General features: G+C 33.1%; 12 protein-coding genes and 1 pseudogene. All 13 read right to left on the bottom strand.

The window, feature by feature from the left end; genetic code table 11:
• Positions 1–6: 6 nt before the first annotated feature.
• On the bottom strand, positions 7–903 hold the full coding sequence (locus D0T87_RS05885) for an NAD(P)-dependent oxidoreductase (RefSeq protein WP_163173745.1): 897 nt from the start codon (positions 901–903) through the stop codon (positions 7–9).
• Between the two features lie 6 nt (positions 904–909).
• Positions 910–2046, bottom strand: coding sequence for an adenylyltransferase/cytidyltransferase family protein (locus D0T87_RS05890; protein ID WP_163173747.1), 1137 nt, complete (start codon positions 2044–2046; stop codon positions 910–912).
• Between the two features lie 37 nt (positions 2047–2083).
• A complete protein-coding gene (gmd, locus tag D0T87_RS05895) occupies positions 2084–3166 on the bottom strand; it encodes a GDP-mannose 4,6-dehydratase (protein WP_163173749.1) in 1083 nt (360 codons plus the stop codon).
• A complete protein-coding gene (locus D0T87_RS05900) occupies positions 3163–3999 on the bottom strand; it encodes a glycosyltransferase family 2 protein (protein ID WP_163173751.1) in 837 nt (278 codons plus the stop codon). Before D0T87_RS05900 ends, gmd begins: the two co-directional genes overlap by 4 nt.
• The gene (locus D0T87_RS05905) at positions 3996–4766 is read right to left on the bottom strand and encodes a glycosyltransferase family A protein (RefSeq protein ID WP_163173753.1); all 771 of its coding nucleotides are present in this window, start codon (positions 4764–4766) and stop codon (positions 3996–3998) included. Before D0T87_RS05905 ends, D0T87_RS05900 begins: the two co-directional genes overlap by 4 nt.
• 2 nt (positions 4767–4768) lie before the next feature.
• A complete protein-coding gene (locus tag D0T87_RS05910; protein ID WP_163173755.1) occupies positions 4769–5899 on the bottom strand; it encodes an oligosaccharide repeat unit polymerase in 1131 nt (376 codons plus the stop codon).
• Positions 5896–6708: a glycosyltransferase family 2 protein gene (locus tag D0T87_RS05915; protein WP_163173757.1), complete on the bottom strand. Its 813-nt coding sequence runs from the start codon at positions 6706–6708 to the stop codon at positions 5896–5898. The genes D0T87_RS05910 and D0T87_RS05915 overlap by 4 nt, the downstream gene beginning before the upstream one ends.
• 103 nt (positions 6709–6811) lie before the next feature.
• Entirely contained in the window at positions 6812–7813 is a 1002-nt protein-coding gene (locus tag D0T87_RS05920) for a glycosyltransferase (protein ID WP_163173759.1), read from the bottom strand.
• 47 nt (positions 7814–7860) lie between these two features.
• Complete coding sequence (locus tag D0T87_RS05925) at positions 7861–8835, bottom strand: polysaccharide pyruvyl transferase family protein (protein WP_163173761.1); 975 nt, start codon at positions 8833–8835, stop codon at positions 7861–7863.
• Positions 8835–9947 carry a radical SAM protein gene (locus D0T87_RS05930; protein ID WP_163173763.1) on the bottom strand — a complete coding sequence of 371 codons (1113 nt, stop codon included), beginning with the start codon at positions 9945–9947 and terminating at the stop codon, positions 8835–8837. The genes D0T87_RS05925 and D0T87_RS05930 overlap by 1 nt, the downstream gene beginning before the upstream one ends.
• A gap of 7 nt (positions 9948–9954) precedes the next feature.
• Entirely contained in the window at positions 9955–12330 is a 2376-nt protein-coding gene (locus D0T87_RS05935) for a lipopolysaccharide biosynthesis protein (RefSeq protein WP_239063493.1), read from the bottom strand.
• Positions 12331–12373: 43 nt separating this feature from the next.
• Positions 12374–12820, bottom strand: coding sequence for a UpxZ family transcription anti-terminator antagonist (locus D0T87_RS05940; RefSeq protein ID WP_163173765.1), 447 nt, complete (start codon positions 12818–12820; stop codon positions 12374–12376).
• 241 nt (positions 12821–13061) lie between these two features.
• Positions 13062–13248: pseudogene (locus tag D0T87_RS24175) on the bottom strand (IS66 family transposase); the annotation flags it as partial.

Raw genomic sequence — 13248 nt, forward strand, 5'->3', positions numbered from 1 at the left:
TAAGAATTAATCAATCTTAAAATTGTCCAGCACATTTAAAGGCTTCCATCCTAACTCACTGATAGCCTTATCATTACTAAACGTCAACGATTCTGTGATTTTCTTTAATTTTAAAGAGTTTATTGGAGCCTTTTTACCTAAACAATCACCAACCAGAGCCATAGATTTAGCCATCCAATAAGGAATAGATACAGGCTTCTTTCGATTTAACTGCTTACTTATAATCATCTCCAATTCTCCAAAAGAAGGGTGATAACTATCACAAACATTGTATATCCCTCCCTTTTCAGCTAATATAGGAATCAAGTTTGCAATATCCTGAACCATTAAAACACTTTTTTTAGCCTTACCGCCAGCAATGCTCAAGTATCGCCCTGTTTTTATACCATTGATCATTGCCCCTAAATTTCCCGGAGGATTAGGGCCAGCAATTAATGACGGACGAAGAATACTTAAGCAAACATGATGCTTTTCACACCATTCTGTTAGATATTGCTCTGCCTGTATTTTACTTAAAGCGTATGGTGTATTGCCATTTAAGGGGTGATTCTCCGTTATATTTTCACCAAACTCACAACCATATACCGCTACTGTGCTAATGAATATGAATGACTTAGGTAATCCACTCTTTTCTAAAGCTGCACACAAGTTCTTAGTTCCTTGCAAGTTTACATCAAAGAATACCTGTTCTTCCTCTTTTGTTTTAGGAACGGAGTGAGCTTTTCCTGCAGCATGCAATACGATATCTAAAACACCGGATAAAGTTGGGATTTCTTTCGACAAATCCACCCGAATCGTATCTTTATCTTTCAATCCCGCAGTTATAACCTCGTAATGTTTAGTTAATAAAGGCAATATGCTGGCTCCAAGAAAACCAGAAGCACCTGTAAATAAGAGTCCCATTATATATTATCTTCGTATTCTTATTTGAATAGCATTATTTATCGGATTCTCACTAAATAGAATTAGATAACCTCCTCCCCCTGCTCCACTAATTTTATATCCTAAAGCGAGATCCTTATAATTATCAATCTGCCGGATTATATCTTCTGTAATCATATTGGGGAACATTTTAGTTTGAGCTTTTAAACTATTAATCATAGCTTGTCCCACTGCTTCGGCATCCATGTTAATTAATGCAAGCCAACAATCATCAGCAGCCTTTGCCAGTTCCTCAGTTCCTTCTTTATTAATATTTGTACCAGACAAAACATCATACTCTTTATGACGAGGATATAATGGAATCAACCAAATATGTTTTTCAATCCAGGATAGGACATCAGGCTTCAATATATTTTCAATTTGTACAGGCCAATAGGCATTATCATAATAAAAACGATTTAACCCAGGCATTGTTATACCTAAAGCATCCTGAGATCCACTTATATAAGCAGTTCCGGGAGGATTCTCAAAACAGAAAAGAGTTTTAGCAATCTTTTCTTTATCCCCTTCAGGAATATCTGTTTGCCAGAGTTCGATTGCCTTCTTACGACTACTTGTCGACATTCCACTACGATCATTAAATTCATAGTCCGGTTCTATACAAATAGTCAACACAGCACCGGGATGCAATTTATTAACATACACTTGATCTAACCAACCACCAGCCAGATCAATCCGGTATGGTATCCGACATTCAGTACGCAAAGCAGTGGTAGAACGTGAAGGTAGATTTCCATGGGGAATACGCTCACTTATAATATATTCAATCCCCATCTTCTTGCACAATTCCTCTTTTATCACTGAATGACCATCTCTATTTACGAAGAAAATATCTGGTTTAAGTTCCTCTAAATCCGCCTCAAAATCCAAGATTCCTGAACCCTTATTAATCCAAGCCTCTTTCACTGTTTTCAAGGCTGAAACCATATATAAGCGCTCATTATCAGAGTTAATTGTCTTGCGAGCTTTTAATTCAAAAATAGTTTTATCCGAACCGATACCCACATATAAGTCCCCATAATGTGCTGCTTCTTCAAAAAAAGCTACATGCCCACTATGAAGCATATCATAACACCCACTTACAAATACTTTCTTTCTTTTCATAGAAATATCGTAGAAATTGAACGTGTACTTGGATGGATTAATCTTCCAGACTCTGTTTTAAGTGCAATTTCTTCACAAACCGCATGTCATGTGTCACCATGATTTTCACTAATTCAGCAAAGCTTGTCTTTGTCGGGTTCCATCCCAATAATGTTCTTGCCTTAGTAGGATCTCCCAATAATTCTTCCACTTCAGCCGGACGGAAATATTTTGGATCAACTTCTACCAAAACCTTTCCGGTAGACACATCAATGCCCTTCTCGTTTACTCCTTCACCTTCCCACCGCAGTTCAATGCCAGTTTCTTTAAAAGCTAATGTACAAAATTCACGCACACTATGATACTCACCGGTAGCAATTACGAAATCTTCCGGAGTATGATGTTGGAGAATGAGCCACATACACTCTACATAGTCTTTAGCATATCCCCAATCACGCAATGAGTCAAGATTACCTAAATAAAGTTTATCTTGAAAGCCCTGAGCTATACGTGCAGCAGCCAGTGTTATCTTACGAGTTACAAAAGTTTCTCCACGACGCTCACTCTCATGGTTAAAAAGAATACCATTAACAGCAAACATGTCGTAACTTTCACGATAGTTTTTGGTAATCCAGAAACCATATTGTTTTGCTACTCCATAAGGAGAGCGAGGGTAAAAAGGAGTGGTTTCTTTTTGTGGAACCTCCTGTACCTTACCATAAAGCTCAGAGGTAGAAGCCTGATATATCTTAGTTTTCTTTTCTAAACCAAGGATACGAATAGCTTCAAGCATACGCAAAGTACCAACCGCATCTGATTCAGCCGTATATTCAGGGACGTCAAAAGATACTTTAACATGACTCTGAGCGGCAAGATTATAAATCTCATCCGGTTGAATCATTTGAATAATACGAATTAAAGAACTGCTGTCGGTCATATCACCATAATGAAGATTGATCAAACGCTGCTGCTTCATATCACGTACCCACTCATCCAAATAAAGATGTTCAATACGACTTGTATTAAAAGAAGAAGAACGACGGATCATACCATGAACTTCATATCCTTTTTCTAATAAAAATTCGGCAAGAAATGAGCCGTCTTGACCAGTGATACCAGTTATTAATGCTATCTTTTTCATTTATTGTTTTTCGAATATTTCAATTTAACTTCTTTATTAATTTTTTCTCTCTCTTCATCAAAAAGCCATCCCCACTTATTTAAATAATAAATGGCCGCCTTAATATGTATCCATAATAACCGTAAACTTTTATGGGAACCTTTTTCAAAATTATGGGTAATAGTTACTTCCGGATAATACATTGTTCTGTACTTCTGATAGATACGTCTATTTAAATCAGTATCTTCACCATACATAAAAATACCTTCATCAAAAACTCCAACTTCTTCAATGACGGAAGCTCTCAAGAACATAAAACATCCCGAAAGATATGGCACATTCATTTCCTCATTATAATTCGCAAAATGCATTTCAAAATTATAATCTATTCTTTTTTTTATGGACTTAATAGGAATGAACATTCTAATAATCCAATCCTTTGGTGTAGGAAGTAATTTGCATAAACGCTGAATACTACCATTTGGATAAAGAATCTTAGGCATAATATTACCAACATCAACATTCTGCTCCATATAATGAAATAGACCGATCAAAACATTTGATTCAAATTCCACATCTGGATTCAATACTAAATGATATCTCCCCATTTTTGCAGGATTATTCATTATATAGTTATGCCCCGCCCCAAATCCTCGATTAGAATTCATATAAATATACTCTACTCTGTCATCAGCTACAAATAAAAACCTCATCTCGTCAGTAGGAGAATTATCTACAATATAAAGCTTTAATTGAAGAGCAGTAGAAGCTAATACAGAATTAATTGTCCTCCGAAGAATACTCACATTATTTTTATAAGTAACTATAGAAACAGATAAGTCTAATGTTATCATTTATTAGTTATAGCTTTAATTAAGTATTTAGTAAAAGAAAAGAGAAGATAAAACGGCAAGAAAGGCATATACGGTTTATTTCTCTTGCAGAACTTATAATACATATATAATTCACCCTTACGCATATTTAAACGATTACCACTCAATCCGCCTTTAGATAATTGAGGTCTCCCTAAAAGAGTCAAATATTCATTTATATAGCATATTTTCGTATAATCTAAAATTCTCAAATACAAATCATGATCTTCTGTATAGCTCATCGTCTCATCAAAACGCTCTTGAATCACATTACTTACAACAAAGCTTGATGTATTAAAGTAATTACGAAACAAAAGATGTTTTCGAGATAATATTTTATATTCTACATTATTGTATTGATTAAAACAATAAATATTTGCTGTATAATTATGCCCGATACACAATATTTTTGAATCATCCTCAAGTATCCTACTTATTAGTTCTAGCTTATCAGCACGCCAAACATCATCAGAATCCAGAAAAGCTATATAATCCCCCTTTGCTTGCCTCCAACCAAAATTACGTGCTCTAGAAACTCCTTGATTTTTTTCAAAAGAATAAATTTGAACTTTTGGATTATTTCCATATAACGATTGTAACAGATCAACCGTTTCATCTGTGCTACAATCATTTATTATAATAATTTCCAGAGGAGAATATTCTTGTGATAAACATGAGTTTACAGTACTCTCGATAGTCTTTTGGGCATTATAAGCTGGTATTACAACTGAAAATTTAATATTTTTCATAATTATGTCCTCTTAATTAAAAAAGTGGTTCCCAACCAATAGTGCAGAAAAAGCTGAAAAAGAAAGACTAAGCTAAAATTAAAATCAACAAAAACCGACAACAACAAGTTGTGAGTAAGAACTACTGTCATAAAAAGCCACTTCGCATTGATTTTTGTTTTAAATTGAACAAATACATACAAAACAAATAATCCATATAAAAAATAAAATAACAATGCTCCACAAAATCCAAAAGCACTTAAATACTGAGGATGCATTGTTACCACATTTAAATTATCATTGACTAAAGACGTTTCTATATCCGAAGAAGGTACTACTTTAGAACGAACAAAAGACGGAAACAGATTAGCAAAAGCGGTTAAAGGGGAAAAAGCAAAATCCGGGTATAAATATATATTATGATTCAAGTTATTCAATGGACTTGTAACATATACATAAACCCATAAAAATCCACTCGGCAAGAAAGATGGATAATTATCTGCTACACCGGCAAGAGCCGCGATGGCACCAGCACCCGAACGCATATCTCCTAATAAGCCAAACAAAAAGACGACAATAAAAAATACGGAGAAGTAGGCTAAGATTTTTGAAATCTTTATTTTATTTATATATATATAAATAAGAATAGCCTGTATTATCATGCTCATAATCACCTGTCGCGTTAATAAAAGAATAGGCCAACACAAACACAGCAAAAACAAATACAGATATTTCTTCTTTTTACTCAATAAATATTTATAAAAACAAATATTAGAAATCGTAATTATCATAGCATTCAATAGACCATGCAAACTCGGAATTCCCCATTCTGTATAATGTCCCCCAAAACCTAAGAAGGAAAAAAAAGGCAATGACCGGAATATTAATATCTCTAATACAGAAAAACAAGCCCAAAATTTGAACAATCCTTTTAAGCGTTTATCAACTTTTTCAGATAAGCAAGCAGAATGGTTAGGATTATTTTTTACTCTGAATAAAAGAAAAAATGGTAGTGAAAAACAAAGCAATGATAGGAGAATAAATATTGTAGTGGTCGAACTTAGCCTCTCTAACACTAAAACATAATGTTGACTATAGAGCCATAAAACAACAAGCCAAACAACAACAAAGAATGATGCAGGATTCTTTATCATAAATATGACTCCATCTTACTTTTCCAACGTGCGATTCTCTCAAAATTATTCTTAGATAAGACTTTTAACAACGCATTTTTAAAAACAAATTTTACTATCTGATAAGAGTTAAAAAAAGGAGATAAGATTTTATCAACAAGATTCCCTCTTCTATATGAAATATGAAGTTTCTCTTTACTTGTCTGAAAGACATTATAACTAACCCCGCCCAATAATACTTTAGCAACCACAACATCAACGTGCCTATAATTACCCTGTTTTATTAACCCAAATATAATGTCATGATCAGACGTTAATGTATACCGTAGATCAAAAGCTATATGCTTTGAGCGACGAATAAAAACAGCTTGATGACAAATTGAATTTAGATTTATATTATATTTATTACATTTCTGTTTATATATAAAGTCCCTATCTGAGGAAAATAATTCCACGTCACCATAAATTAAATCAATACCATTATAGTTGTTCGTAAATACATCTAACAGAACTCTGTTATTATAAAAAAGATCACCGCTATTCATAAAAATAATCCATTCACCCCTAGCAACAGATAATCCTTTATTCATAGCATCAAATATGCCCAAATCAGGTTCGCTTATCCAATATGATAGTGATTCTGCGTATTTATCAATAATCCTCTGTGTACCATCTGTGCTTTTACCATCAATTATAATATATTCAATGTTAGAATATATTTGATCTAGAACACTAAAAATAGTATTTTCAATAGTGTCAATTGCATTATATGACACAGTTACAACTGAAATCAATGGAATCTCAGCATTATTTTGATTCTTTGTATTCATAAATAAATTGCTTTACATAAAAAAGCGCTTCTAGATCTTTCCTCTACAATCATATTTATTTTAAGAAGCAAACATTCTTCTCTCATTCTTAGCCCCATATTATTCATTCTTTTGCTTGCTCCCTTAAACAAATAATATTGTTAAATTTATTCTTCAAAAAACCATATTTCCAGTTCTTATACCCTACTAAAACCCCATTAATATATGATGAATAAACTTTATGTTTACAATTAAATAGCCCTCCAAAATTATAATATAGCACCCGTAAATACACAAGAAACATATTTTTCCAATGTTCTTTTTTACTGTAAACAGTCTTGCCTTCAAGAGCTTTATTATATAAGTCCAAAATAACTGCAGATATACCGAAGCCCCTATACATCTTTAATAAATAATCAAAAGAAAGTCTTTTCGAATGTATTACATGTTCAAACCTCAAATCATTACTAGCAACTAATTTATAATTAAGAAGCATTAATGATTTTGTTAATTCCGAATCGTCACCGGCTAACAATTTATCACCCAATCTACCAGTTAGTACAGGGTTAAAACCTGCTGCATACAATTTATCAAGTGCTTCATGTGAAAAACAACAAGCTGCACCATATAAGAAATTATCTCTAACTAAACCTAATTCATCCAATTGCGTTCCTATAGCATAAGCAGTACAGAAATCATTAAACCATTTTGGAGGTGATTCCATTAAAAAGGTAGCTATTCCCAAACCACCGCAAGCTGCTATTTTAGAATCAGAATTCATTATTCTAAAAATATCAGTCAAATATGTTTCACACAATATATTGTCATCGTCACAAAATAACAAATGCGAATATTTTGAAACACTTATTCCTTTTTCTCGCGCATAGATTAGTCCAGGTCTGGATTCGCTTACTAATTGAATTTTCACTGTCGGATATGACAAGATGAATTCTCTCACAACATCTACAGTATTATCAGTACACGCATTATCAACAACTATAATCTCCCAGTTTAGATCTTCAAGCTTTCTTTGCTTAATAAGAGCATCAAGAGTCTTCTTAATAATCCACCCACTATTATAACAACATATTATGACACTAATTCCTTTACTATAAATCATCCTCATAAGCACTCACTATGTATATAGTATGCATTTAGTTATCTCCAACTTACTTAAATTGTTCTTTGATTAAAATTTAAAAACTCCACGTTTTCTAAACCATTTAACCAAGTATCATAAAACCCACGATTTTTTCCATAAGAGTTATCTATAAAAGCAAATGGTTTATTTAACAGTATCGAAAGAATAGCAACATGAAGGCGCGTAGTATAAATATAATTATATCTACTTAGAAATTTGACTCCAGTTTTTATCAGATGTTTACGCACTATATTCCTAAAATAGAAGTCTACTAACAAATCTAGATCTCGCCCCAAATGCATATTCACTGATTGTAACTTACTATAGATAAATAAAGGCATTTGCAATTTCTCCATACTAGGCCAGTCAGAAATCACTATTCCGGGAATACTTAGGATTTGTTTCTCTATCAACGGTTGGTTCAACAATTCTTTATCATTCCTCTTAAGATATAGAATTTTATTAGTCGATTGTTTTTTATACTTAACAAGCTGATATGATGATATACAAAATGCCATATCAGGCAATAATAATCGATTGACTTGAGTAAAATACAGTTCTAAAAGAGAATAGGAATGAGTATCCCGTGCACATATCGTCAAATTATTATGTTTTTGCATTATCAAAGCATCTCGTTTCATTATCGATTCATTCTCATAGCAAATACTCTGAGGCAGAATGATTATAGGATTATCCGGATAAGTTTGAATGATAGATAATCGAAATTGTTGATGCTTACGCCATAAGTCACCAAAGTTTCCCCCACCCTGCAATAGAATTACTACATCAGAAGCAATCTTTTGAAATCGGAAATTCTCTGCCGAAGTACGATATAGACACTTTATATCCATTTTTTTTAAAAAAGTTTCAGTGCCTTCCCATATTAAAACATCCCCTATATTAAAATAATAAGGTAAATCCAATAATATGCATTCTTTAGTAAGTAAAGGAGTTAACTCATGTTCTATCTTGTCAGATAGTTCTTTTATTTTTTCCTCAATTTCCATTATTTTTTTTGAATTATAAATCGAATAGTCTTTTTTAATCCATTTTTCAGTTTCATTTTTTTCACTAAGCTATTCATTTGCCTATTGATTTCGTTTTTTTGATCTACAGTGTATTCCTCATTTGACTCATACAACCTCGTTCTCATAAACTCTTTCATTTGAGAATTCAACCATTCACTACCATCTTTACATATCCTATTTCTTAATTCTGCATAATTAGGTGATTTTAGTTCAGGAATCAATCCCAATGTCAAAAATGCATGAGCATTATAACAATGGTGTTCTTGACAATTATTTCCAATAGGAAGAAAGCGTATAGGTTTAGATGGATCTTCAAAGATATTCTGATCAAAACAAGAACGATAACATTGTTTCATCATTCCAGTCGCCAATTCTAAATGCATAGACCAATCACCAGCATAACAGAACTCCTTTCTTTGCTCTCCAAATACAGATAACTTATAATCAAAAAGCGAAGAATTAAGCTTGCTCCAAGTATTTTTATAGCTTTTCGCATCCAATTCTGTTAGAATAGGAAGCACTTTAGGATTTCGTTCATCACGAGCTACTGTAACATGACAAACAGCTCCTACATTTTCTTCTGCAAGCATTATTAAGTCATCCATATAAGGTATCACTTCATCTGAAGGGGTTAATTCTAAAGTAAAAGAGCACCCTGCATCCCTCATTTTACGAACATTATTGAAAAATCGATCAAATAGATTCCTTGATTTTAATTCCAGATAATGATAGGAAAACTTAAAAAACAAACGTTTTAATAACTCAGTAGGAAGTGCAGCCAATTCATCTATTCTTTTTGTAACCGTGGCGTTAGTTACAATCATTATATAGTGACCTTCTTCTAATAGTTCTTTGACATATTCCGTTAAGTTTGGTAGTAATAGAGTCTCTCCTCCTGCACAAAGATTTATTAAACACACTCCTCCCATCCTTTTATTTGCTAATGCTGCTCTTACCTGCCTAGGAGTATATTTCATTTTTGGTATTTTCTTATCAAAAAGTCTATGATGGGTTATATAACAATATTGGCATCGCAATGTACAATTTGTAATATCTACATAACAATCTATAAATCTTTTAATCTTATCCATTATTCTATTATTCTAAAAATGAAAATTCATAATTATTTTCAGAAAACCATTTCACGCTTTCTTGAAATTTCAATTTATTTATTTTATTTAAAGCCCATTCATGAGTAAAGAACACAAGGGTATCTCTATCTTGATATTGCCATAACTCCAAGGGGAAATAATCCATTTGCTCCAATCTCAAATCAGTTTTAAAGTATAGTACACTATCCTTTTGCAAAAAATGGTCATTGAACAATTTTTCACTTTCGTTCTCAGACAAATTATAACTGATACGTCCTTTATTATCTGCTCCAAGCAAACGATTTATTCCTTTATTTTTTAAAGAGGATATCATATCATCAGAGGCATAATAATAATGTAAGCGTAGAGTAGAGGCACAACTTTCTCTTCCTGCAAAAGTTACAATTGCATTATTTACTTTTTCAAAAGATTTTAAAAAATCTGCACGCACAATAGAATCATTAAACTCTGGAGATATGGAATGATATCCAAATTTCAACCAAGATGAATTTTCGATGAAAAAATCCCTATATTTAATCGGTAATTCTGTTATTTTAAAATCCGGAGTTTGTTCATAAATGTAAAGAGTAAAAACCGCACCATGTTCTTCATGCATCCTTTTTAGTTCTGCAAAAAAAGGCTGATCAAAAGCAGATTTATATTTAGACACATTCAATTTCAGGTCATATAAGCAAGCAGACACATCATCTATACTTACATGAACTATTTTATTTTCGGATATTGTCTTTGGGGGAATTGTACTTTTTACATAAAAAAACAAGAAAATAAAAATACAAGCAAAGATAACAAATATGACTACAGCTACTTTTTTAAAACAGCTAATCATTTTACGTTTATTGGGTACAAGATTATAAATCATGTTTTTTTCATTATGATTTAACCCAATACACCAAATAATGATGAAAATATATAATGTGCTAACCAAAACAGTCAATAATAATCCCATAAAGCCGCCAATCGGCATAAATTTTAATGTTATCCATATTAAAATCAAAGAAAGACTTGCAACCAAAAAAGTTATTCCTACTACGCGAAACAGGAAACTTCGGAAAGATATATTCAACATACTCTTTAAGAAGAAAATGCGTAGGATTATAGAAAACAAAGTTAGTCCAATAGCTACAACCAAAGTTATATACGGAGGAAAACCTTGCTTTAGCAGTACATATGATAAAGGTAGATTTAATAAAAGTAGACCTCCAACAATAATTTGATACCACTTAATCTTGCCAGTAGCTTGAATGGAGGCACCAATAACATAAGTATACGACTCCAATAAGGAATTAACCATTACAAGACGTGTAAATATTACGGTATATTCCGGTACATTTACAAGCCATAAAGACAAAATATAATCGGCTTTCAGTACAACTGGAGTTGCAATCAAAAGTAATAAGTAAAAAGAAAGCTTTGTTCCTCCAAATATCAATGAATGCATACGATGAAATTCTTCTGATGCATAAGATTTTATAATTTGAGGGTTCAGAGCTATTGTGAAATTCTGAGTAAAACTATTCACTGCTACATTTACTTGATAAGCAATACCACGTGCTGTATTTACAACAGGACCAAAAAAAATATTTAAAAGTACATTTACTCCTTGATCCTTTAACATATATGCAAGACTTCCCCACAAACTCCAAGCAGAATAAGAAAACATTTCGCGCAATCTTTCTTTTCTGAAAATAGGGTAAAAAGTACAATCTCTATATTGCTTTCTAACATACAATAAATAGAAGGTAAATGACAGTGCAGTAACAATAGAAATCATCATTCCATAAAGGAGCAACTTATCACCTGCATAGATAGCCAACAAATAAGCGATCAGTAGTTTTAATAGAGTATCAGCAATCGCTATATATGCATATATACTCATTCGTTCGTATGCAATAATAAGAGCAGTCAACGGTACCTGTAAAATAGATATTACACTGCTTAGTATTACGAATTGATAGAGTATATTTGCAACAGATATTCTATCTGCAGGTATCACGAGTTTGTTATTCACAAACCATAAACCAATCGTTTCTGCAAGGAGAACCAGGAGTAAAGCTAACAATAAATGAATTGTCAAAGCAGAACGAAATACCTCAACTAATCCTTTCTGATTTTTTTTACCTAATTCATATGTTATAAATCTGGAAGTAGACGCAGATAATGCGCCATTCATAAAAACAAGCATACCAACTACACCTGCAATAACGTTATAAATACCATAATCCTCAAATCCAAGTTGATTTAAGACAATTCTAGATGTATACAATGCTATTCCCATAGTTAAAAACATACGGAAATAGAGTATAATGGTATTATTAGCTATACGACGGTTATCGCCAGAAGATGTGTTTGTTTTATTTTCCAAGATCTACTAATCAAAAAAAGAGGGTATAATGAATCCACTATTGTTACAATCTCATTAGGTCATTATACATCCCCATCACTCTATTCTCCTCCTCCGTCAGTTCCCTTCCTCCCCAACTCAGAATAACCTCTTTCGCTTCCAGCATCAGTTCCTTATCCCGTGTTTCAGCATAGCAACACAGCAGCAACCGGCACTTCAACAACGAAAGTTCCAACTCCTGCAACACAGCATAGGCCCGGTCCAGCACAACTTGCACCTTCTCCTCCTGCCCTTCCACACTATAAATTGCAGAAGAAAATCCCATCAACAAAGCCAAACAAATCTCTGCTTCTTCTTCGTTCGAAGAGCCTTTGACGGGATACAATTCATTCAGTAACCGTGTAACTTCTGTATTCAATTGCCTGAATTTATCGGCATAGATTGGAGAGCCATCTTCGCCGAGGTGCAGCAAGAGATGGGCGGACTGATAAAGTTCGTTCGCGATCTTCATTAATTGAGTGTAATAAGAAAAGTTATAAATTGAGGTTGACCTACCACCTCCCCCTTCGGGGACTCCTCCTTCCTGAAGGAGGAGAATCTGTGCAGAAGCACTGTTTATGGGTAAATCATTAATTATCCATTCAATGAAATGAATAGATAATGGAAAATTTATGTAAGCGTCCAAAACCCAGTATACCCCCTCAGGGAGGATGCCTAAAGGCACCCGCCAAGATCTTGAAACTATGTTTTTATTATTTTTTATTCAAATTCAGACCAATAGTCTGTGGAAGTAAATTCTCGTAATCAGTTCTTCCCGAAAGCAATTCTTGCATCAGCTGTCGGAAATAGTCTCTAAAAGAAACACCAACCTGCTTACAGGTCTCAATGAACGTATTGTAAATTGCCGAGTTTAAAGCACCACCCGTACTGCAAAAAAAC

The organism is Bacteroides sp. 51, from assembly GCF_010500965.1.
GTDB lineage: Bacteria > Bacteroidota > Bacteroidia > Bacteroidales > Bacteroidaceae > Bacteroides.